Annotated in this window: 14 protein-coding genes and 4 pseudogenes; 1 reads left to right on the top strand and 17 read right to left on the bottom strand. The window is 68.3% G+C overall.

Annotated elements, in window-relative coordinates; all coding sequences use genetic code 11:
• Positions 1-483: 483 nt before the first annotated feature.
• Together IPM60_13485 and rlmN are read right to left on the bottom strand one after the other, a co-directional pair.
• Positions 484-2,136, bottom strand: a complete 1,653-nt coding sequence (locus IPM60_13485; protein ID MBK8908872.1) for a glycosyltransferase family 39 protein — start codon at positions 2,134-2,136, stop codon at positions 484-486.
• A complete protein-coding gene (gene rlmN / locus IPM60_13490) occupies positions 2,133-3,305 on the bottom strand; it encodes a 23S rRNA (adenine(2503)-C(2))-methyltransferase RlmN (GenBank protein ID MBK8908873.1) in 1,173 nt (390 codons plus the stop codon). The genes IPM60_13485 and rlmN overlap by 4 nt, the downstream gene beginning before the upstream one ends.
• 186 nt (positions 3,306-3,491) lie before the next feature.
• On the opposite strand from rlmN, the gene IPM60_13495 reads away from it, so the two are divergent.
• Positions 3,492-4,874 carry an adenylate/guanylate cyclase domain-containing protein gene (locus IPM60_13495; GenBank protein MBK8908874.1) on the top strand — a complete coding sequence of 461 codons (1,383 nt, stop codon included), beginning with the start codon at positions 3,492-3,494 and terminating at the stop codon, positions 4,872-4,874.
• A gap of 6 nt (positions 4,875-4,880) precedes the next feature.
• Here IPM60_13495 and IPM60_13500 read toward each other — a convergent pair whose 3' ends face one another.
• From IPM60_13500 to IPM60_13570, 15 genes and pseudogenes are all read right to left on the bottom strand, one after another.
• Positions 4,881-5,132: a hypothetical protein gene (locus tag IPM60_13500; GenBank protein MBK8908875.1), complete on the bottom strand. Its 252-nt coding sequence runs from the start codon at positions 5,130-5,132 to the stop codon at positions 4,881-4,883.
• A 1,896-nt stretch (positions 5,133-7,028) separates the two neighbouring features.
• Positions 7,029-7,562: an NADH-quinone oxidoreductase subunit B family protein gene (locus IPM60_13505; GenBank protein MBK8908876.1), complete on the bottom strand. Its 534-nt coding sequence runs from the start codon at positions 7,560-7,562 to the stop codon at positions 7,029-7,031.
• Between the two features lie 12 nt (positions 7,563-7,574).
• Positions 7,575-8,977: pseudogene (locus IPM60_13510) on the bottom strand (NADH-quinone oxidoreductase subunit C).
• A gap of 116 nt (positions 8,978-9,093) precedes the next feature.
• Complete coding sequence (locus IPM60_13515) at positions 9,094-10,545, bottom strand: hydrogenase 4 subunit F (protein MBK8908877.1); 1,452 nt, start codon at positions 10,543-10,545, stop codon at positions 9,094-9,096.
• Positions 10,542-11,205, bottom strand: a pseudogene (locus IPM60_13520) (hydrogenase-4 component E). Before IPM60_13520 ends, IPM60_13515 begins: the two are co-directional and overlap by 4 nt.
• Positions 11,205-12,162 (bottom strand): annotated as a pseudogene (locus IPM60_13525) (NADH-quinone oxidoreductase subunit H). Before IPM60_13525 ends, IPM60_13520 begins: the two co-directional pseudogenes overlap by 1 nt.
• Positions 12,153-14,165: a hydrogenase 4 subunit B gene (gene hyfB, locus IPM60_13530; GenBank protein ID MBK8908878.1), complete on the bottom strand. Its 2,013-nt coding sequence runs from the start codon at positions 14,163-14,165 to the stop codon at positions 12,153-12,155. The pseudogene IPM60_13525 and the gene hyfB overlap by 10 nt, the downstream one beginning before the upstream one ends.
• A 24-nt stretch (positions 14,166-14,189) precedes the next feature.
• Positions 14,190-14,507: a helix-turn-helix transcriptional regulator gene (locus IPM60_13535; GenBank protein ID MBK8908879.1), complete on the bottom strand. Its 318-nt coding sequence runs from the start codon at positions 14,505-14,507 to the stop codon at positions 14,190-14,192.
• Positions 14,508-14,790: 283 nt separating this feature from the next.
• Positions 14,791-15,324 (bottom strand): arsenate reductase ArsC, encoded by a 534-nt coding sequence (locus IPM60_13540; GenBank protein ID MBK8908880.1) that lies wholly within the window; start codon positions 15,322-15,324, stop codon positions 14,791-14,793.
• A 143-nt stretch (positions 15,325-15,467) separates the two neighbouring features.
• A complete protein-coding gene (locus IPM60_13545) occupies positions 15,468-15,848 on the bottom strand; it encodes a helix-turn-helix transcriptional regulator (protein ID MBK8908881.1) in 381 nt (126 codons plus the stop codon).
• Between the two features lie 106 nt (positions 15,849-15,954).
• Positions 15,955-17,340 carry an aspartate aminotransferase family protein gene (locus IPM60_13550; protein ID MBK8908882.1) on the bottom strand — a complete coding sequence of 462 codons (1,386 nt, stop codon included), beginning with the start codon at positions 17,338-17,340 and terminating at the stop codon, positions 15,955-15,957.
• On the bottom strand, positions 17,337-18,167 hold the full coding sequence (locus IPM60_13555; protein ID MBK8908883.1) for a phosphonoacetaldehyde hydrolase: 831 nt from the start codon (positions 18,165-18,167) through the stop codon (positions 17,337-17,339). Before IPM60_13555 ends, IPM60_13550 begins: the two co-directional genes overlap by 4 nt.
• Positions 18,164-19,308: pseudogene (locus tag IPM60_13560) on the bottom strand (2-aminoethylphosphonate--pyruvate transaminase). Before IPM60_13560 ends, IPM60_13555 begins: the two are co-directional and overlap by 4 nt.
• Complete coding sequence (locus IPM60_13565; GenBank protein ID MBK8908884.1) at positions 19,293-21,017, bottom strand: putative 2-aminoethylphosphonate ABC transporter permease subunit; 1,725 nt, start codon at positions 21,015-21,017, stop codon at positions 19,293-19,295. The pseudogene IPM60_13560 and the gene IPM60_13565 overlap by 16 nt, the downstream one beginning before the upstream one ends.
• Positions 21,018-21,020: 3 nt before the next feature.
• On the bottom strand, positions 21,021-22,106 hold the full coding sequence (locus IPM60_13570; GenBank protein ID MBK8908885.1) for a putative 2-aminoethylphosphonate ABC transporter ATP-binding protein: 1,086 nt from the start codon (positions 22,104-22,106) through the stop codon (positions 21,021-21,023).
• Positions 22,107-22,120 lie beyond the last annotated feature (14 nt).

The following is a 22,120-nucleotide window of genomic DNA, read 5'->3' on the forward strand; positions in this document are numbered from 1 at the left end:
CCGCACCGCGCGATCAGGGTCCTAGTGCACAACCCCTGCGAATGATTCGGTGAACAAGTCACGGTTTGCACGAGAATCAAGGGTTGCGTGCAGCAATGGTGCATTTTTTGAATGCACCGCTGCACTAGACCCGAAGGCGGGCAGCACAGAATGCATCCGTGGGTAGAACTCAGGGTTCTGTCTCCGGTCTACCGGCGTTACCTGTCTCTCAGTCCACACCGTGACGACTGCATACATCCGCATACACCTTTACGTAGCGTACGGACACAAAACAAGCTATTTCAATATGTTATATCCGTGCCGGGTGGCAAAACCGTGGCACAAGGCCGAGGTTTCCGATGAAGCGGAACCACAGCATGCTGATCAGGGCCGCCAGCGTCACCACGATGAACGACGCCAGCCACGGCCGCCGCGTATCGAAGGCGTGGATGCTGCCCGGAAGAGTGGCGAGCGACTGGGAGGGTCGCCCGGCACGGCGTCGGATCAGCAGCTTCGGTCGTAGAGCGTCAGTTGCAAATCATCGCCTTTGGAGTAGTTCAAACCCGTGACGGCGCCGCGCAGGCACGGCACAACGCCCAGATCCGCGGCTGTAGAGCGGAACGCATCCGCTTCCCGGGCGCTGACCACGACCACGACACCGGGCGACGCGGCGAGATGACGGGCGGCGCCGGCGCCATCTGTGAGCCGGGTCCTGGTGCCGAGCAGAAAAACCAGGCTCGGCTCGCTCAACCCGGCCACCGCCACCACAGGGTCACCAGCCGGCGCGGCTTCGGCGACCAAGGCGGCGATTTCGCGGCTGAGCCAGAGATCGGAGAGACGCGGCATGACCCAGTGCAGCGTCGAGGCGAGGGTAACGGCGCCCAGCAGCAGAGCACACAGCGTCGCCGCCAGCGGCCGGCCGCGCCAAGTGAGGCGCAATGTCAGCACCGCGGCGGCGAACGCGGCGGCGGCGGGGACCAAGGACCAGGCTGTAAAGCCATCGCCGAGGATCGCCGGCAGCACCATCGCCGCCACGCCGAGCGCGATGGCCAGCGCCGCCCACACCACCTGAATCGCCCTTACCCAGCGCGCGTCGAGCCGACCCGCGGTTCCGAGGACGGCATGGGCGGTGAGCAGCGCCAGAGCCGGATAGAGGGGCAAGACGTAGTGCGGGAGCTTGGTGGGCACCAACTCGAACACCAGCCAAGCCGGCACCAGCCACGCGAGGCAGAAGCGGACCCCAGGGGCGGCCCGTGTCCGCCACGCCTGAAGCAGCGCCGGCCACCCGTAGAGGGAGCCGGGCCAGAACAGCGCCAGCATCAGGAGCATATGGTAGCCGGGCCAGGCGCCGTGGGATTCCTGACCGGAGCCGACCTTGGACAACAGGTCGGAGCCGATGGCGCTGGTGTAGAAGGCGCCATCGGTGACGACGCCGATGGCGATCGCCCATGGTGCGACGATCGCCAGCGCGAGCGGCACGCCCAGTTTCGGACGCAGCCCCTTGAGCCAGCGGCCGTCGCGGTCGGCGAGGACCAGGGCGAGGATGGTCAAGCCGCTGACCAGCGGCGCGATCGGACCCTTGACGAGGATGCCGACCGCCTGTGCGTTCCAGAATGTCAGGGCGGCGGCGATGCCGGGTGGTTTGACATCGGCAGCGTCCGCGCGCCCGCTCATGTAGAGGCGCGCCAGCGCCAACTGTGCAGCGACGACCGTGGCAAGCAGCACCGCGTCGGTTTTGGCCTGATGCGCCTCCAGCACCAGCATCACTGAGCCGGCGGTGAGTCCGGCGCCGAGCCAGGCGGTGCGCCGGTCGAACAGCGAGGCGCCGACGGCGAAGACGAGCAGCGCCGCCGCCCACGCTGCCAGCGCCGACGGCAGGCGATAGGGCCAGATGGTCGTCTTCGGCTCGCCCACCAGCGCCACGGACGCAGCCTGCAGCCAGTGGATGCCGGCGGGCTTCTTATGGCGCGGCTCCTCCTGGAAGCGAATGTCGACGAGGTCGCCGGTCTCCAGCATCTGTTTGGTCGCCTGAGCGAAGCGGGCTTCGTCGCGATCGAGCGGCGGCACAACGGTCAGCCCCGGCACGTAGAGAGCAAGGCAGAACAGCGTCAGGGCGAGCACCTGCCCGACGGTCTGGAGCGAGCCCCGAGCCTTCATGCCGATGGCGGATCGGCCGGCGGCGGGTCGGCCGTTGGCGGATCGGGCGGCCTCGGGTGGTGCTCGTCGGCGATGCCGGCAGCGAGACGTGCCGTCATTCGCGACAGGCGCTCCCGCTCGCTCGCGGAGCGTAGCTGTCCGCACGCTGCCAGGATGTCGCGTCCGCGCGGAACCCGGATCGGCGCCGTATACCCGGCGTCGTTGAGGATGGCGCTGAAGCGGCGGATCGTCGCCATCGGCGAGCAGGCGTACGGCGCGCCCGGCCACGCGTTGAACGGGATCAGGTTGAACTTGGCCGGTATGCCGCGCACCAGCGCCGCCAAGGCGCGGGCGTCGTCCGCCGAGTCGTTGACGCCCTTCAGCATCACGTATTCGAAGGTGATCCGCCGCGCGTTGTCCGCGCCCGGATACTCCCGGCACGCCTGCATCAACTCGGCCAGCGGGTATTTCTTGTTGATCGGCATGATGGCGTCGCGAAGCTCGTCGGTCGCCGCGTGCAGGCTGACCGCCAGCTTGACGCCGAGATCGGCGCCGACGCGGCGGATCATCGGCACCACGCCTGCGGTCGAGAGCGTGATGCGCCGCCGTGAGATCGCGATGCCCTCGGGATCCATGATGATGCGGAGCGCGTCGGCGACGTTATCGTAGTTGAACAGCGGTTCGCCCATGCCCATCACCACCACGTTGGACAGCATGCGCTCGCCCGGCGGCGCCGGCCATTCGCCGAAGGCGTCCCGGGCCACCAGCACCTGCGCGACGATCTCGCCGGCGTCGAGGTTGCGCACGAGGCGCTGGGTGCCGGTGTGGCAGAACCGGCAGGTGAGCGTGCAGCCGACCTGGGTCGAGACACACAGGGCGCCACGGTCTTCTTCGGGGATGAACACCGATTCCGCTTCCGTCCCGTCGGCGAAGCGCAACAGCCACTTGCGGGAGCCGTCCTCGGACGTCTGCTCGCGGCTGACCTCCGGGCGGGCCGTGGTGAAATGCTCGGCAAGGCGGGTGCGGAGCGGCTTCGCCAGCGACGTCATCTGGTCGAAGTCGCGGGCGCCGCGGTGGTAGATCCAGTGCCAGACCTGGCGGACGCGGAAGCGCTGCTCCCCGATCGCGGTCAGCCGGCTTTCCAGTTCCGCACGGGTGAGCCCGATCAGGTTGGTTCGTTCATCCGTCATACTCGACTCCGTACAGGAAATCTTGGCCTTGCCCAAGGGCGATCATATGGCGTCCGGGTTCGTCCGGAGCCGCCCGTAACGAGGTTGTGCAACGGTGTGATCGCGTCGAGCGCCGCGGGGGTCCATACTCCGTCGCCGCCCGAACATGGCCGCCAACGCGCCGGGCGCTCGTAAGGGATTCACCGCATGTCGAACAAGGTCGGCAGGTTCGTCTTCGGCCCGTCCGGGCACGCAGAAATGCCGGAGCGGGTGCGGCGCTCGATCGAAGCACAACAGGTGCAGGCCGAGAAGCTGATCGGCTGGACGCAGCTTGCTCTCGTCGTGTTCTTCGTCCTGCTCTACACGGTCGCGCCCAAGACCTCTGAGGGCACGCCGTTCACGCCGGTGCCCTATGTTCTGGCGCTCTACGTGCTGTTTACAGGCGTCAGGCTGCTCCTCTCGTATCAGTGGGTGCTGCCGAAATGGTTCCTGTTCATCTCGGTGATCGGCGACATGGGCCTCCTCATGGTGCTGATCTGGAGCTTTCATCTGCAGTACCAGCAACCGGCGCCGTTCTATCTCAAGGCGCCGACACTGCTGTATGTGTTCATCTTTATCTCCCTCAGGACGCTCCGCTTCGAGCCGACGTTCGTGATCGCCACCGGCACCGCCGCTGCCGTGGGCTGGTTCGCGCTGCTGTGGTACGCCATCGATGCCATGGCCGGCAGCGCCGCCGTCGTCACCCGCGATTACGTCGCCTACCTGACCTCCAACATGGTCCTCGTCGGGGCGGAGATCGACAAGATCATTTCCATCCTCCTCGTCACCGCGGTTCTGGCGGTGGCGCAGGTGCGGGCGCGGCGCCTTCTGATCCGCGCCGTCGCCGACGCCACGGTGGCCCAGGATCTGTCCCGTTTCGTCACCCCTGACGTCGCCGCCCGCATTGCCCACTCCGACCGTGGCATCCGGCCCGGCGTCGGTGAGGTCAAGACCGCCAGCATCCTGTTCTGCGACATCGAGGGGTTCTCCGGCATTGCCGAACGGCTGTCGCCGAACGAGCTGATGCAGACCTTCAACGACTACCTCGCAGCGGTCGGCGAAGTGATCGCCCGCTACGGCGGCGTCATCACCGAGTTCCGCGGCGACGCCATGCTGGTGACCTTCAACACCACCATCGACGACCCCGACCACGCCGCCCACGCGCTGCGCACCGCCCTCGACATCCAGGACGTGCTCGCCAACCGCCGCTTCGGCAGCGGCCTGGCGCTCAAGGCGCGGTGCGGCATCAGCACCGGCCAGCTGATCACCGGCGCCGTCGGCACCGCCGAGCGGTTGTTGTTCACCGTGCACGGCGACGAGGTCAACATCGCCGCCCGCCTGGAGCAGATGAACAAGCAGTATGGCACGTACATTCTGGTCACCGAGCGGGCCCTCGCCGCCGCCGGCGACGGCTTCCATTCGACCGCCATCGGCGTCCTGCCGTTGCGCGGCCGCAACGCAAAGGTGCAGGTCCATGCCCTCGAAGCGGCGCCCGCGATGGCCTTGCCGCAGCCGCCGGTACAACCCGACGCGCCGGTCAACAGAGTTTGAGCGATGTCAAACCAGGATGTTCAGGTATGACCCCGGCAACACGAAGCGCGCCGGACGTTCCCCGGACTCGAGGAATCGCCGCAGCCGCACCATCCCCGCGTCAGTCGCCGAGGCTCCTCCGGCGGGCGACGCGGCGCGGACGGCGCTTGCCGTCGCCGTCGCCGCTCGCTTGCCCGCACTGCCGTCGGCCTGCGGTCGAGCGAGTGGCGTCCGGATGCTTGACGGGGCGATCGTCATGCCGCCACCATCGCCGAACATGGTTAACATCCGCTAAACCGCGCAGCACCGCCGCGTTCGCTTCCGCCGTCCAGGCGTCCACCCCGACCCGCGCAGCCCTTCAGCAGGTCATGCCCGGCCTGTAGCCGTCGGCGCACCGGGGGGGGGGCGGCGGGGGGGCCCCCCCCCCCCCGCCGGGGCCCCCCCCCCCCCCCCCCCCCCCGCGGGGGAACGCCCCCCAAGAGCCCCGCGGCCCCCCCGGGGCCCCGGCCCCCCCCCCCCCCCCCCGCCCCCCCGGCCCCCCCCCCCCCCGCGACGCGCCCCCCCAAACCCACCCCCAACCAAGCCGCCCGCCGGAAGAGCCCCCAAACGGAAACCCCCCCCCCCCCCCCCCCAAACCCCCAACAAACCAACCCCGCCGCCCGGGCGGCGCGGCCCCCCCCCCAAAAGGTACCCGGGTGTAAAACCGTCCGCCGGGGCCCGCAGACCGCAGATGCCCCCCCCCGCGGGCGGGGGGGGGGTCAGCGCCCCCGCTCGCGGCCCCCCCCCCGGGAAGCCGCCCCCGCCCGCCCCCCGGGGACCAACCCCCCCCCCGCCGGCGCCGAAAACCCCCCCCCCCCCCAAGCAAAGACCCCCCGGCGAAAGCCGCTGCAAAGCCCACCCGACCCCCCACAGCCCCCCCCCGGGGCCGCCCAACCCCCCCCCCCCAACAGGCGGCGCGGGGCCCCCCCCGGCCCCCCCCCCCCCCGGGGGACAAACCCCGAAGCCCCCCCCCCCCGACAACCCCCCCCCCCCCCCCCCCCCCCCCCCCCCCGGAGCCGGGGGCCCGGCCCCCCCCCCCCCCCCCCCCCCGAGCGCCGACACCCCCCGACACCCCCCGCCCCCCGCGGCCGGGGGGGGGGAACCCCCCCCCCCCCCCCGGCCCCCCGACCCCCCCCCCCCAGCCGCCGGGCCCCACAAACCCCACAAAACCCCAAGAAACCCCCCCCCAAAAGGGCGCGGACCCCGCCCAAACCCCCCCCGCCCCCGCCGCCCCCCCCCCCCCGCCCCGCCGCCCCCCCTCCGCCGCCCCCCCCCCCCCCCCACGAACGGGGGGGGGCCCACACCCCCCCCCCCCCCGGCGGGGCCGGCCCCCCGCGCCCCCCCCCCCCCCCCGCCCCCGGAAGCCCCCCCCCCCCCCCCCCCCCCGCCCCCGCCGCCCCAGGGAAAGCGCCCCCAACCCCCCCCCCCCCCCCCGCGGCCGCCGGGGGAAGGCCCCCCCCGCCGCCCCCCCCAGGGCGGGCCGCCGGCGACCCCCCCCCACCCCCCCCCGGGGGCGCCCCGGCCCCGCCGCCGCCCCCCGGGCCGGCCCCCGCCCCCGGGCGGGCCGCCCGGCGGCCGCGGCCCCCGGGGCCCCCCGCGGGGCGGCCGGCGCCCCCCCCCCCGCCCCCCCGGCCGGCCCCCGGCCCGCCCCCCGGGGCGGGGGGCCCGGCCCCCCCCCCGCCCGGGCGGCCCGGGCCGGCCCGCCCCCCCCCCCGGGGCCGCCCCGGCCCCCCCCCCCCCCCCCCCCCCCCCGCCCCCCCCGCGGCCCCCCGCCCCCCCGCCCCCCCCCCCCCCCCGCCGCCCCCCCCGGCCCCCCGGCCCCCCCCCCCGCCGCCCCCCCCCCCCCCCCCCCCCCCCCCCCCGGGGCGGCCCCCCCGGGCCGCCCCCCCCCCCCCCCCCCCCCCCCCCCCCCCCCCCCCCCCCCCCCCCCCCCCCCCCCCCCCCCCCCCCCCCCCCCCCCCCCCCCCCCCCCCCCCCCCCCCCCCCCCCCCCCCCCCCCCCCCCCCCCCCCCCCCGGGGGGGGTTGTGGGTTATCTCCCGGTGGATCGTGGTGCGGAAGCGCGACGGCGGCGACTTGGAAGACGCGACCGGCCTGACCGGCGCTGCTAAGAGCCGCGTCGTCGAGGCGTGTGTCCTTCAAACGGCCCTCGTCTCGGCCGCGGACGACTGCACCAGCGCCAGGAGAGCTTGCACGATCTCCAGCGGGCGCGGGGGGCAGCCGGGGATATGCAGGTCGACCGGAATGACATCCGCGACGCCACCCGTGACGGCATAGCTTCCGGCGAAACACCCGCCGTCGCGCGCGCAGTCGCCGACCGCGACCACCCACTTCGGATCGGGCGTCGCGGCGTAGGTGCGCTCCAGAGCCTCGCGCATGTTCCTGGTGACCGGCCCGGTGACCAGCAGCACGTCGGCATGGCGCGGCGAGGCGACGAAGCGCAGCCCGAACCGCTCGATGTCGTAGTAGGCGTTGTTGAGCGCGTGGATCTCGAGCTCGCAGCCGTTGCACGAGCCGGCGTCGACCTCGCGGATCGAAAGGCTGCGGCCGAGGCGCCGTTGTCCTGCACGGCCGAGCGCGTTGGCGAGTTCGATCAGCGCCGCGTCGTCCGGGGAGGGCGCCCGCTCGGTGAGCGGTGGTCGGATCAGGCCTTCGAGGAGCAACTTCCGCATGAGGCGACGCTTTCAAAGATCGTGCCCCGAGTAGGAGCAGTTGAACGACTTGTTGCAGAGCGGGAAGTCGGCGACGATGTTGCCCTCGATGACCGCTTCGAGCAGCGGCCATTGGAACCAGGACGGGTCGCGGAGATGGCAGCGCGCCACCCGTCCTCCGGCGTCGAGGCGCAGCCACACCAGGACATCGCCGCGAAAGCCCTCGACGAGCGCCAATCCCTCGCCGGAGCCAGGCGCGACCTCGGCCCGCACCGCGCCGTCCGGCAATCCGTCCAGTATCTGCTCGATGAGTGACAGGCTCTGCTCGACCTCGCGAACGCGGATCCACACGCGCGCATTGACGTCGCCGTCATCGAGCACCGGCACATCGAAGCGGAGGCGATCGTACGGCGGTTGATCGGGAAGCTTGCGTGCGTCGAAGGCGCGCCCGAGGCCCGCCCGACAAAGCCGCCGGCGCCGAACCGGCGCGCGAGGTCCGGCGTCAGTACCCCGGTGCCGGCGGTCCGGTCCTGGAGAGACGCCGTGTTGTCGTAGAGCTCGACCAGCGCGGGAAAACGCCGGCGCACCTCGGCGAGCAACGCGCGCAAGGCGGCGAGGCCACCCTCCGCGACATCGCCGATCACGCCCCCCGGAACGATGCGGTCGCGCATCAGCCGGTGATCGAAACAGGCATCGTTCGCCCGCAGAACCTGTTCCCGGAGGATGCCGCAATGGGCATGCATCAGCGCGAACGCCGCGTCGTTGCAAATGGCGCCGATGTCGCCGAGGTGATTGGCGAGGCGTTCAAGCTCCGCCATGAGCGCCCGCAGCCAGTGGGCACGTTGCGGCACCTCGAGGGCAAGCGCCGCCTCGACGGCGCGCGCGAAGGCGAGCTGATAGGCGACGGTGCTGTCGCCGGAGGTCCGTCCGGCAAGTTTCGCCGCCCGCTCGAGATCGGCCCCGGCCATCAGGCCTTCGATACCCTTGTGCACATAGCCCAGACGCTCTTCGAGGCGGACGACGGTCTCGCCGTTGGCGGTGAAGCGGAAATGGCCGGGCTCGATGATGCCGGCATGCACCGGGCCGACCGGGATCTGGTGCAGGCTTTCGCCCTCGGCCGGCAGGAAGCCATAGGGCGGGCGCTCGGCCACCGCCTCGGTCTTATGGTCGCCAAGTGGATGACGCACGCCCCAGCGGCCGTGATCGAGCCACGGCCGCCTGTCGGGCAGGCCCGCCGGTTCGATCCCGAACAGGTCGCGTGCGGCCCGCTCCAGGCGCATCGCCGGCGGATGTCGCTGCCCGACGGACGGATAGCGTCCATCCATGCAGTCCACACTGATGACGGCGATCCCGCCGGCCGGTTCGTCGAGCAGCGCCATGTGGGCCGTTTGCGGTTCTCCCCACAGCCCCAGCAATCTCCAATGGCCCTCCGCCAGTTGCCCGGCGGCGAGGCTCCAGACAGCCGGGTCGACGACAGCGCGGGGCCACGGCCGGTGGCGCGATGCGGCGGCCGCTCAGGATCAGGTCGGGCGAGGGCACGGGCTCTGCCGCGTCATCCGAGGATACCGGCGACATGCTGGAACCACGCGACGAGCGGCGGCGGCAGGTAAAGTCCGGCGGCGAGCACCAGCGCGAGATGGGCGAACATCGGCACGTAAGACGCTTCCGCAGGCGCGGTGCTGCCGCGGGGCTCTCCGAACGCGAGCCCGTTGAGGCGCAGCAGCAGGGCGCCGAACGCGACCAGAAGGCCGAGCACCAGCGGCACCGCCAGCAGCGGCTCGCGGGCGAAGGTCGAGCTGACGACCAGGAACTCGCTCATGAAGATGCCGAGCGGCGGCAGGCCGGCGATCGCCACGACGCCGACCACGAGGCCCCAGCCGAGCCAAGGGTGGGTCTCGGTGAGGCCGCCAATATCGGCGATCTTCTGCGTGCCCTTGACCTGGGCGACGTGGCCGACGGCGAAGAAGATCGCCGACTTGGTGAGGCTGTGCATCACCATGTGCAGGAGCCCCGCGAAGTTGGCGAGCGGCCCGCCCATGCCGAAGGCAAAGGTGATGATGCCCATGTGCTCGATCGAGGAATAGGCGAACATGCGTTTGATGTCGCGCCGGCGGTAGAGCATGAACGCGGCGAAGACGAGCGAGACCAGGCCCATGGTGACCATCAGCGGCCCCGGCGCGATGGCGTCGGGATTGGCGGTGAGCAGCATCTTGAAGCGCAGCACGGCATAGAGCGCCACGTTCAGGAGCAAGCCGGACAGCACCGCCGAGATCGGCGTCGGGCCCTCGGCATGGGCGTCGGGCAGCCAGGCATGCAGCGGCGCCAGGCCCACCTTGGTGCCGTAGCCCAGCAAGAGAAAGATGAAGGCGAGGCTGAGCAGCGCCGGATCGAAGCCGGCGACATGGTGCATCAGAGTGGTCCACATCATCGCCTCGAGCCCTTCGCCGACCACGGGGTGGGCCGCCATGTAGACAAGGATCGTGCCGAACAGCGCGAGCGCGATGCCGACGCTGCCGAGGATGAAGTATTTCCACGCCGCCTCCAGCGCCTCGTGTGTCCGATAGATGCCGACCATCAGCACGGTGGTCAGGGTGGCGAGCTCGATCGCGACCCACATGAGCCCGATGTTGTTCGCAACGAGCGCCAGGTTCATCGCGAACATCAGCGCCTGGTACATGGCGTGGTAGAAACGCAGGTAGGTCGGCGCGAGCCGCCCGGTCTCGAGTTCGTGAGCAATGTAGCTTGCGCTGAACACGCTCGTCGTGAAGCCGACGAACGTGTTGAGCACGATGAAGACGATGTTGAGATCGTCGATCAGCAGATACGGCCCCGGTTCCGGACGATCCCCGAGAAGAAGCGACGCCGCCGCGAGCAGCGTCAGCAGGGTGGCCAGCACGTTCAGCCGGGCGGTGAGCCTGTAGCTCGGCAGCAGGACTAGCAGTGCCGCCGCCCCCAACGGGATGAGGAAAACCGCCGGTGCGGGATCGAAGGCAGGCATGCTCATTGCCGGTCCCCCCGGCGGAGGTCGAGCGCGTGGACGTCCACCGTGTCGAAGCGCTCCCGAATGCGGAACAGGAAGATCCCGATCACGATGAACGCGATCAGCACCGAGAAGGCGACGCTGATCTCCACCACCAGCGGCATGCCCTTGGCGCCGGTCGCGGCCAGGATCAGACCGTTCTCAAGCGACATGAAGCCGACCACCTGGCTCACCGCGTTGCGGCGCGTCACCATGAGAAGAAGACCGAGCAGCACCACAGCCAAGGGCGAAGGCTAGATCCTGGCGCGCCAAAGGGTCGGCCTCCTCGGTCACTTGCAGCATCACGGCGATGGAGAGCGCCACGAGGCCCATGCCGGCCATCATCGTGGGACCGATGCCGACAACCGTCTCGATCTCGCGATGGATGCCGAGCCGCTGGATGATGCGATGAAGCGCCATCGGGATGGCGATCGCCTTGAAAACGAGCGCGATGATCGCGGTGATGTAGAGATGCGGAGCGTTCTGTATGAATGCCTGCCAAGCGACCGAGAGGGCGAGCACCAAAGCGTGCAGCGCGAAGATGTTGAGCAGCGCGTAAAGCCGGTCCTGATAGAGCATCATGAGGCTGACCAGAACAAGGCCGCCGGCGAGCAGGTGGGCGATGTCGAAGGCGAGGCCGTCCATCACAGGCTCCGGGAGACGAACAAGAGCAGGGTGCCGAGCAGCCCCAGCATGAGCGCGGCGCCGAGGAAGTCGGGCACGCGGAAAACCCGCATCTTGGCGATAGCGGTTTCGAACACGGCGAGCAGGAAGCCAACGGCCGCGAGCTTGACGAGGTAAGCCAGCACGCCGACTACAGATCCTGCGGAGCCTGCCGCTGCGCCGTCCAGGCCCCAAGGCACGAACAGGCAGGCGATCAGCGAGGCATAGAGCAGCAGCTTGAGGGACGCGGCGAACTCGATCATGGCGAGATGGCGGCCGGAGTATTCCAGCACCATGGCCTCGTGCACCATGGTCAGCTCCAGGTGCGTCGCAGGGTTGTCCACCGGAATCCGCGCGTTCTCCGCGACCGCCACGATGAGGAGGCCGACCAGCACGAGGCCGAGCGAGACGCGCAAACCCACGTTGGGCGAAGTCATGAAGGCCGCAATGGTCGAAAGCTGCGTCGAGCCGGCGACGAGCGCCAGCGTGAAGACGATGAGCAGCATCGCCGGCTCGGCGAGCGAGGCGATCATCACCTCGCGGCTTGAGCCGATGCCGCCGAAACTGGTGCCGACGTCCATGCCCGCCAGCGCCAGGAAGAATCGCGCGCTGGCCGAGGAGCGCGATGATGGCGATGAGATCGGCCGTCCAGGAGTACATGAGGCCGGTAGCGAAGGTCGGCACGAGGGCCGCCGCCACCCAGGTCGCGGCGAAGACGAGGTAGGGCGTGACGCGGAACAGCCAGGAGGCGTTCTCGGCGAGCACCACCTCCTTGCGCAGCAGCCGCAAGAGATCACGGTAGGGCTGGATCAGCGACGGCCCTCGGCGTTGGAGGAGCCTCGCCTTGACCTTGCGCACGAAGCCCGTGAGCAAGGGTGCCAGCGCCAGCACCAGGGCCATTTGGGCGCCCTGCGTCAAGAAGTCGAGGATCAGGGCCATATCGCGAGCACCAGGAGCAGCAGGACGAGGGCAATGAAGACCAGGCTCAGATATCGGCGAATCGTCAGGAACTGCAGGACATTGAGCCGGTCGGCAGCAGAATTGACGATGCCGGCGATCGGCTCGTAGATGCCCTCCCAGATAAGGTCTCGGAACGTGACGGTCAGGCGCGCCGCCTCGAGGCTCCCGGGCGGCGGCATCGCCACCTGCTCGCGGGCCTGGAAAACGAGCGTGCCGAAGACGCGGCGGATGGGTTGCGCAAAGCTTCCGGCCGTGTATTGCGTGTTCGGGCTGGGGTCGGGAAAGCCGCAGTCCCAAGCCGGCGCCCGGCGCAGCTTGCGAGATGCGAAGCGGTGGATGACGCTCACAGCAAGCAAGGCCGAGACCGCGATGAAGAGAAAGACGAGAAGGCCGTTGTAGGAACTGCGGCTCTCCGTAATCGGCACGATCGACAGCCAGGGCACGCCGGTTTGGACCGGCATGCGCTCGCCGACAAGGGACAGCGTCACCGGCGCCAGAGCGTCGATCACGAAGCCGGGAAGGATTCCGGCCAAGAGGCAAAGCGCGGCAAAGAAGAACATCGCGCTCAGTGAGAACCGGTCGACCTCGCGGGCCACTGTCGCCGCTTCGGAACGTGCCCGCCCGAGGAAGGTCACGCCAAAGGCCTTGACGAAGCAGGCTGCGGCGAGCGCCGCCGACAGCGCCAGAAGGCCCCCCACCGCCGGCACCATGACCTTCAAACCCCATTGCGGCAGGTCGGGGCTTTGAAGGATGGCCTGGAAGGTCAGCCACTCGGAGACGAAGCCGTTCAGCGGCGGCAGGGCGGAAATGGCGACACAGCCGACAAGGAAGGTGAAGCTGGTCAGGGGCATACGGTGGATGAGCCCGCCGAGATGCTCCATGTCGCGCTCGGCGGTCGCCGTCAGCACCGCCCCGGCCCCGAAGAACAGCAGGCTCTTGAAGATGGAGTGGTTGAGGACGTGGAACAGCGCGGCGGTGAGAGCCAAAGCGGCCGCCGCCCGCATCCCGTTGGCGCCGAAGGCGAGCGACAGGCCGAGCCCGATGTAGATGATGCCGATATTCTCGACCGTACTATAAGCGAGCAGCCGCTTCAGGTCCTGCTGCATCAGGGCATAGAGAACGCCAAGCACGGCCGTGATGCCGCCCAGGAACAGCACCACCATGCCTGACCACCAACTCGGCTGGCCGAGCAGGTCGAAGACGATACGGGTGAAGCCGTAGACCGCGACCTTGGTCATGACGCCGCTCATCAGCGCCGAGACATGGCTGGGTGCGGCTGGGTGCGCGAGCGGCAGCCAGACATGCAGTGGCACGATGCCGGCCTTGGAGCCGGCGCCGAGAAGGACCAGTGCGAGCACAAACGCGCCGACCCAGGTCGCATGGCTGCCGGCGCGGATCGCCTCGAAGGTGTAGCTTCCTTCCGCGCCCGCCAGGAGGCCGAAGGCGAGCAGGAGCGCGAACGTGCCGAAGCTCGCCATGGTCAGGTAGATGTAGCCGGCACGGACGTTGTCACGATCGCGGTGGTGGGCCATGACGAGCGCCCAGGACGCGAGCGACATGAACTCCCAGGTCAGAAGGAAGGTGAAGGCGTCGTCCGCCAGCACCACGAGGTTCATCCCTGCGAGGAACGCCGGAAAGAAGGGCAGCACCCGCTGCGGCGCCGGCTCGTGCCGGCCGTAGCCCAGACCGTAGAGACTCGCCGCCGCCCCGCCCAGGTTGACGACCACGAGGAAGAAGGCGGCGAGCGCGTCGATCCGGAAGTGGGCGCCGATCCAGGGAATGCCGAGCGGCAAGGTCGATGCCGCGGCGGAGCCTGCCGGCCCTATCAGCGCTGCCAGAGCCGATGAGAAGGCAACCGCCGAGACCGCGAGCGACGCACCGTAGACAAGGCTTCGCGCACCAGGCGATTGGCTGCGCAAGATCGCCAGGAACGCTGTTGCGAGCAAAGCGGCTACCGACCACAGGGCGATTTCAACGGACATTGCTGGCGACGCCTGTCTCTTTGATCACAGATCCTCGGGGCCGTATTCTGGCCCGACGACTTTGCGGTCCTGCTCCTCTTTCGCCGGCGGCGGCTGAGCGGCTTTGAGGCGGGCGCCACGACCGCCGCCGGAACTGGCCGACCCTTCGCCGATCAGCTCTATCCCGGCCGCATCGAGCGCGGCGACGAGCTTCATCAACGAGTCCACGTTGCCCCGGATCACGCCCCCGCTGGCTTCCATGCGCTGGATCGTCGGCACCGAAAGGCCCGACAACTCCGCCAACTTGCGCTGGTCCAAGCCGACCAGAGCCCTGGCGGCACGCAGCTGGGCAGCCGTAATCATTCGACGATTTGCATCATGTTCCAGCTATGTTAATTAGCCGATATGACGTTTTTTATGATGTGTCAAGCATCATATTTGACGACTTGACGGGGAACCGCGCAAAAGAAAGGTGGGCTGAAAACAGCGAGGGACAGCGGCTGCAGTGACGCTCGCGCTTGTTGCCGAGCATCGGATCAACCGGCGCTTCGCAAGGTGATTGTGCAAACGGCCTCACTTCGCCGCCGGTACCGGCCTCCGGCCGGGGCGCGAAGCGGACGAACGCGTATTCGGCTGGACGATCCGCCTATTCGGCTGCGGTGTCCGGGGCGTCCTTGGCCTTGCCGATGTCGTCCAGTCGCTTCTGGAGGCTGAGCCTGTCCAAAGACGCGAGCGGCAGACTGGTGAAGATGCTGATCCGCTGGGTCAGAAGCCGCATCGTCTCGGCAAAGGCCGCGCGCTTGACCGCCTCCGACCCCTCGGCCGCCGCGGGATCGGGCACGCCCCAGTGGGCGGTCATCGGCTGGCCCGGCCAAACCGGGCAAACCTCCTGGGCGGCGTTGTCGCAGACGGTGAAAACAAAATCGAGATGGGGTGCGTCGCGCCCGGAGAACTCGCCCCAGTCCTTGGAGCGCAGCTCTCCGGTTGGATAATTCTGGTTCTTCAGCAGCTCGAGGGCATAGGGATTGACCTCGCCGGTGGGATGGCTGCCGGCGCTGTATGCTCTGAATCGGCCCCGGCCGTACCGGTTCAAGATGCTCTCGGCGATGACGCTGCGGGCCGAGTTGCCCGTGCACAAGAACAAGACATTGTACATGCGATCTGTCGCGCCTTCAGCCATCGGTTTCCTCCTTCAGGCGGTTTCAGTCATCCCGGGCGAAGCGTCCTCGCCGAAGAATGATTGTCGACGAGTATCGGGCAGCGTGTCGGGAACGGACGACGAGACGGCGCTGGGCCACCGTTGGTTTTTCCCCCGGCTGCTACTCATCCGCCACGTTTCGGAACGTCCTGCGCCTCAAACAGTGATCGATGGCGATCGCCGCCGCAGGCTGCCGTCTTTCCGTATCCGCAAATCTCGGGTTGTCCCTGACAGCAATCCTCGGTAAGGAATTCGATCAACCGGCGCGTGCCTTCGACATCCACGGCATAGAAGATGTTGCGCTGGATGCGCCACGATCTCAGCAATCCCGCCCGCTCCAGGTGGGCCAAGTGATGGGACAGCGTCGACGGCGGCACGCCGACCCAGTCGGCGATCTGGCCTGCCGCCGCCCCGCTAGGCCCGTGCCGCACGAGCAGGCGAAACACCGCCAACCGATGTTCCTGCGCCAAGGCTGCGAACGCCTCGATAGCCCGTTTCTCTTCCATAATTCGACGGTAGTCAAACTAGCCGCGCACTTCAAGGCCGCACTTCGGCATCGGGCCTGAAAAGGTTCATCAAGCGCTCTTCCACCCTTTCCGTTGCCCGTTTCGCCTATGCCGGCGTCCACGAGATTGCTTCGTCGATGCTGTCGGCCAGGATATCCAGGGCTGTGTCCAGCTCGGCGTAGGTGATTATCAGCGGCGGCGTCAGGGTCAGTACGTTGCCCATGGTCACTTTGAAGTTGAGACCGCGGGAAAGCGCCGAGTACATCGTCGCCGTTGCTATGTCGTCTCCGGGTTGGCCGCCGGCGGTGATCAACTCGACGCCGATGATCAAACCCATGCCCCGAACCTCGCCAATCACCGGACGGCTCGCGGCGATCTCGCCTAGACGCGCGAGCGCATGGCGGCCGAGTTCGGCGGCGCGCTCGGCCAGCCCTTCTTCGACGATGACGTCGAGGGTCGCGAGGGCGGCGCTGGCCAGAACCGGGTTCTTTTCGTGGGTGTAGTGACCGACAGCAAGATCTTCACCGAGATCGAGATCCGACCGGGCAAGCACCGCCGCCAGCGGCAACATCCCGCCGCCGAGGGCCTTGCCCAGGACGAGGATGTCCGGCGTCGTTTCGAAGTGCTCGCAGACGAACAGCCGGCCGGTTCTGCCCAGACCTGTCGGAATCTCATCGAAGATCAGGAGCGTTCCGTGTTCATCGCAGCTCTTGCGCACCTTCGCCCAGAAGTCGGGGGGCGGCAGGTAGGGTACGTTGCGAACGGGCTCGGCGATAAAGGCGGCGAAGTCACCTTCTCGCTCGAGAGTATATGCCAGCGTCCGGGCGCAGGCCATGCGGCAGGCGTCAAGATCCGGTTGGCCGCTTACGGACGGAAAGCCAAAGGGACAGCGGTAGCAAGCGAATGGCGGCACGTGCTCGCTCCCGGTCAGCAACGGGCCGATGCCGTGGGAACGGAAAAGCCGCTCGCCGCTGACGCTGGCGGCGCCAAAGCCGGCACCGTGAAACGAGTCCCAGAACGACAGGGTCTTGTAGCGGCCGGTGGCGACACGGGCGAGCTTGAGGGCGACCTCGACCGCCTCCGAGCCACCGGGAACGAACAGAACCTTGTCGAGCCCCGGGGGCGCCAATTCGACGAGCCGTTCAGCCAGGGCAACCGCGGGCTCGCAGGTGAGGCGGCGTGGCGCGAACGGCAGTTCATCCAACTGGCGGCGGATCGCTTCGCGGACGCGGGGATGGCCGTGGCCCAGGTGGTGCGCGCTGTTGCCGTGGAAATCCATGAAGCGTCGCCCGTCCATGTCCTCGAGCCAGATGCCCTCGGCGCGGCGGATGGCGGTGAGGCAGGGTGTGGACAGCGACTGCTTCAAGAATACCTTCTCGTCGCGAGCGAGCAGGGACCGGCTCTCCTTGCCGACGTATCCGGAACGCCACCTGTTCCGGCGTTCACCCGAATTGGTGTCGCCTTCGCTCTGCACGATGGCTGGCCGGTTCATGGCTTTTCCCCGCGCGCCAGCGCAGCCTCGATCTGGTCGAGCACGGGGAGGACGTGGGCAAGGCTGTCGACGACGAAATGGGCGCCGGCGGACGACAGTCTGGCTGAGGCACGATCGCGAAGCGCGGCCTTTCGGTCCGCGGGTTGGGCGGCCCAATCTTCGGCGGAGAGACCGACTTCGTTGCCGGTCACGGCAACGCCCACCGCCCACATTCCCCCGTTGAGACCCTCCTCGATGTCGACGACGGTGTCGCCGATCTTGACGACTGCCTCCACCGGATGGACGCCCATATCGATGAGCGTCTTGAACGCCGGGAAGGGACCGGGGCGGCCCAAGGGTGTGTCATCGGCGGTGACGATGCTGTCTGGCTCGTAGCCCTGTGCCTTGGCCACGCGAACGACCACCTCCATGACGGCGCCCGGGTATCCGGTGGTCGAGCCGATCTTCAGCCCGCGCTGGCGCATGGCCGAGACGACATCGAGGACCCCCTCGATCAACTCCGAATTCCGCGCCACGGTTTCTATCTGGAGCGGCAGAAAATGCTCGTAGAGCGTATCGACATCGGAGTCGGTTGGCGGCCGCCCGTGGTGTCGCTCCCAGGCCTCGGCGACGGTGGGCATCCGGGTGATCATCCTGATGTGTTGCCACTTCGCCATGCCCATGGGAGCGCGCGCTTGCTCCACCGTTATGGGGACGTGTGCGCTTGCGAACGCTGCGATGAAGGTTGCGGCCGGCGCCAGACAACCGTGATCGCAAGTGGTTCCGGCCCAGTCGAGGACCACGGCGCGGAGTGGACCGCGGTAGGTACGGCGATACCGAAAGCTCATCCCGAAGCCTTTCCGGGACGTGCCGGTGCGCCGGATTCCACGCCCATTTCATCGAGGGTCGCTTCGATCGCCCGCAGCGCTGCCCGCACGCAGTCCTCGTCGATGCGGCCGATGCAGCCGATGCGGAAGCTGTCGGCGACCGTCAGCTTCCCGGGATAGATGACGAAGCCCTTGGCGCGCAGCCGATCGTAGAAGGCGGTGAACACGAAGCGGGGATTGGCCGGCATCAGGAAGGTGACGATGATCGGGGCCTGCAACGGCGCCGGTACCAGCATCTCGAAGCCGAGCGCTGTCATGCCGTCGACGAGCACCCGATGGTTGCGGCGGTAGCGGTTGCCGCGGCCTTCGACTCCGCCCTCGGCGGCGTGCTCTTCTAGGGCTCGTTCAAAGGCGGCGATGACGTGGGTCGGCGGGGTGAACCGCCACTGCCCATTGGCCTCGAACCCTTGCCACTGCTCGAACAAATCGAGACTGAGCGAATGGGCGTTGCCCTTGCCGGCCGTCAGCGCGTCCTTGCGAACGATCGCGAAGCCCATGCCGGGGGCGCCCTCCAGGCACTTGTTAGCGCTGGCGACAACGGCGTCGAACGGCACCTCGCGGGCGTCGATCGGCAGCGCGCCAAACGCGCTCATGGCGTCCACGATCAGCGCCCGGCCGCGGTCTTTGCACACGGCGGCAACCTCGGCGACCGGATTGAGGATGCCGGAGGTGGTCTCGCAGTGGACGACGGCGACGTGGGTGACGGCGGGATCGGCGGCGAGCGCTGCATCCAGGTCCGACGGCGACACCGGCGTGTCTTCGGGCGTCTCGATTGCGGTGGCGATGCGACCCATGACCCGGGTCATCCTGACGATGCGTTGCCCGTAGGCGCCGTTCACCAGCACCAGGAGCTTGCCTTCCCGAGGCAGCAGGGTGCCGACGGTCGCCTCGATGGCGAAGGTTCCGCTGCCCTGGATCGGCACGCAGACGTGACTGCCGACGCCGCCCGCCATTTCGACGAGGCGGTCGCGGATGCGGCGATTGATGGCAATGAAGGCGTCGTCGCGGGACCCCAGTCCCTGAGCATCGCCTCCTTGACGGTTGCCGAGGTGGTGAGCGGGCCGGGGGTGAGGAGGATCGGGTCGGTCACCGCCGCCGCCATGCCTGCGCCCTTCGCGCCAGGCCGCGGGTGAGCACGGCGTGCAGGATGCGGGCGACGGCGGAAGTATAGACGATCATCATCGCCATCGCCGCAGCAGGGGCGATGTCGCCGGCGTCGTCCATGTTGAGCACCGCCACCGACGCCAGCATGGTGTCGGGCGAATACAGGAACACCACCGCCGACACCGTGGTCATGGCGTTAAGGAACAGGTACATGGAGATATCGAGGATCGCCGGCATGCAGACGGGCACGGTGACCCGGGCAAAGGTTCGGTAGAACGGGCTATTCAGCGACGCCGCCACCGATTCGAACTCCGGATCCATCTGCTTCAGCGCTGTCGCTGCGGTCATGTGGCTGACCGTGTAGAAGTGGACGATGGTGCAGACCACCAGGATCGCCATGGTGCCGTAGAGAAAGTTGAACGGGTTCCACGACTGGTTGAAAAAGAAGATGTAAGCGAGGCCGAGAACCAGCCCCGGCACCGCCAGCGGAACGAGCGCCAGCAACTGAAACAACTGCCGGCCGCGCTCGAAGCCGCGGCCCTTCTCCACCAGGTAGGCGCCGAAGAACACGATGGCGGTGCCGAACACGGCGGTATAAAGGGCCATGCGGATGGAGTTGAAATAGGCGTCCCAGCTGCCGCCGTCGGCGAGCTCGAAGCTGTAGTGGGCGAAGGTGAGCGACAGGTCGTACGGCCAGAACTTGATCAACGATGCCCAGGCCGCCATGCCCACGATACCGACCAGCAGAAATGCCACGATACCGCACACGGCGAGCATGGCGTAGTCGAGCCGTCCGTTGGGCTTCGGTTGGTACGGTACGGATCGCGCCGATAGCAAGGCCACCTGCTTGCGCTGCACGATGCGGTCGACGGCGAAGGCGAGCACGGCGGGAAACAGCAGAATGACCGACACCACGGCGCCCATCTCGAAATTCTGCTGGCCGACCACCTGCTTGTAGATGTCGGTGGCGAGCACGTTGTACTGGCCTCCGATCACCTTGGGAACGCCGAAATCGGTGATCACCAGTGTGAACACGACGAAGGCGGCGCTGATCAAGCCATACTTGCATCCGGGAATGGTGACGGTGAAGAAGGTCTTGAGCTTGCTTGCACCCATGACATGGGCGGCCTCGTACAGGCGGGCGTCGGACGTCGACAGCGCCGTAATGATGATCATCAGCGCGTGGGGAAACGTCCAGAAGCAGGCGCCCATGACGATCCCGATGGGACCGTAGATGGACTCGCCCAACAGCAGATCCTTGAAAATTCCCTGGTTGCCGAACAGGTACACCAGCGAGATACCCGGCAACAGCGAGGGGGCCAGGATCGGGATCAGCGCGACCGCCTTGAAGAAGCCCTTGAACGGCATGCAGGTGCGGGTGAGGGCATAGCCGTAGACGAAGCCAAGCCCCATGATGATTGCCATCGCCAGCATCGACACGGTCAAGCTGTTGTAGACGGAATGGAACAGCGCCGGGGTCGAGAAATAGGATGCGAAGTTGGCGAAGCCGACGAACGCTCCCTGCTTGTCGTGCATGCTCTTCGAAAGCATCACGTAGAGCGGCAGCAGGACACAGACGACGAGGAACAACCCGATCAGCACCATCGACGCCCGCATGACGATGTCGTCGCGGCTGACCTTCGGGTTGATGCGAACCGCATCGGCGACGGAAGCGGGGGCCGGTTCGGCCAGAACGGCGATGTTCATGACTCAGTTCTTCGCGTAGACGCGCAGCCGCTCGCCGGGCATTCGGACCTTGATCACCGACCCTTGGCGGAGGTCGAGCCGCCGCACGATGTTGACGGACAGGTCGGCCATCGCCCACTCGGCGGTGAAGGCCGGGCCGACGAGGGTCGCGCGGTAAAAAGACCCGAGGAAGTCGAGCATGTGCACCCGCGCCTCGACGGCGTTGTCGGCGGCGCCATTGCCCTCGTGGACGACGAAGTCCTCCGGCCGGATGGCGAGGATGATCGGGGTGTCTCCGAGAAAGCCGGTGGCACAGGCGATGTCGACCTCGCCGAGGCGGACCTTGCCCGCTTCGATCGCCGTCGCCGGAAAGAAGTTCATCGTGCCGATGAAGTCGGCGACGAACGCCGTCGCCGGGTTCCGGTAGATCTCCAGCGGAGATCCCACCTGCTCGATGTAGCCCTGGTTCATCACCACGATCCGGTCGGCCATGCTCAGCGCTTCTTCCTGGTCGTGGGTGACCATGATGGTCGTGACGCCGAGGCTGCGCTGCAGCGCCTTGATCTCGTCGCGCAACCGCACCCGGACCTTGGCGTCGAGGGCGCTCAGCGGCTCGTCGAGGAGCAGCAGGCCCGGAGAGGTGGCGAGCGCCCTGGCCAGCGCCACCCGCTGTTGCTGGCCGCCGGAGAGTTGCGCCGGGTATTTGTCGCCCTGGTCGGGCAGACCGACCGTCTCGAGCAACTCGTCGACCCGCTTGCCGATCGCCTCCTTGGCCATCTTGCGGGTCTCCAGGCCAAAGGCGACGTTCCTGCGGACGGTCAGGTTGGGAAACAGGGCGTAGGACTGAAAGACGATGCCGAAGTCCCGCTGCGACGGCGGCAGCGCGGAAACGTCCGCGCCGCCCTGGTACACCAGTCCCGAGGTCTGGATGTCGAGCCCGGCGATCGCCCGCAAAAGCGTCGTCTTGCCGCACCCGGAGGGGCCGAGGAAGCAGACGAACTCCCCTTCGTGAACGTCCAGCGAGACCTCTCGAAGCGCCGTGAAGTCACCGAAGGCCTTGGTGACGTTCTGGATCCGAAGGTACGGGCCCCCGCTTTCGGCCACCGCCATCGCTACTCACTCCG

It is taken from the genome of Rhodospirillales bacterium, from assembly GCA_016710335.1.
In the GTDB taxonomy this organism is placed as follows: Bacteria; Pseudomonadota; Alphaproteobacteria; order Rhodospirillales; family Defluviicoccaceae; genus JADJXQ01.

Bases quoted from the DNA above. Each gene is read 5' to 3' on its own strand.
- IPM60_13485 (MBK8908872.1), bottom strand. From the start codon at position 2,136: ATGAAGGCTCGGGGCTCGCTCCAGACCGTCGGGCAGGTGCTCGCCCTG.
- rlmN (MBK8908873.1), bottom strand. From the start codon at position 3,305: ATGACGGATGAACGAACCAACCTGATCGGGCTCACCCGTGCGGAACTG.
- IPM60_13495 (MBK8908874.1), top strand. From the start codon at position 3,492: ATGTCGAACAAGGTCGGCAGGTTCGTCTTCGGCCCGTCCGGGCACGCA.
- IPM60_13500 (MBK8908875.1), bottom strand. From the start codon at position 5,132: ATGTTCGGCGATGGTGGCGGCATGACGATCGCCCCGTCAAGCATCCGG.
- IPM60_13505 (MBK8908876.1), bottom strand. From the start codon at position 7,562: ATGCGGAAGTTGCTCCTCGAAGGCCTGATCCGACCACCGCTCACCGAG.
- IPM60_13515 (MBK8908877.1), bottom strand. From the start codon at position 10,545: ATGAGCATGCCTGCCTTCGATCCCGCACCGGCGGTTTTCCTCATCCCG.
- hyfB (MBK8908878.1), bottom strand. From the start codon at position 14,165: ATGTCCGTTGAAATCGCCCTGTGGTCGGTAGCCGCTTTGCTCGCAACA.
- IPM60_13535 (MBK8908879.1), bottom strand. From the start codon at position 14,507: ATGATTACGGCTGCCCAGCTGCGTGCCGCCAGGGCTCTGGTCGGCTTG.
- IPM60_13540 (MBK8908880.1), bottom strand. From the start codon at position 15,324: ATGGCTGAAGGCGCGACAGATCGCATGTACAATGTCTTGTTCTTGTGC.
- IPM60_13545 (MBK8908881.1), bottom strand. From the start codon at position 15,848: ATGGAAGAGAAACGGGCTATCGAGGCGTTCGCAGCCTTGGCGCAGGAA.
- IPM60_13550 (MBK8908882.1), bottom strand. From the start codon at position 17,340: ATGAACCGGCCAGCCATCGTGCAGAGCGAAGGCGACACCAATTCGGGT.
- IPM60_13555 (MBK8908883.1), bottom strand. From the start codon at position 18,167: ATGAGCTTTCGGTATCGCCGTACCTACCGCGGTCCACTCCGCGCCGTG.
- IPM60_13565 (MBK8908884.1), bottom strand. From the start codon at position 21,017: ATGAACATCGCCGTTCTGGCCGAACCGGCCCCCGCTTCCGTCGCCGAT.
- IPM60_13570 (MBK8908885.1), bottom strand. From the start codon at position 22,106: ATGGCGGTGGCCGAAAGCGGGGGCCCGTACCTTCGGATCCAGAACGTC.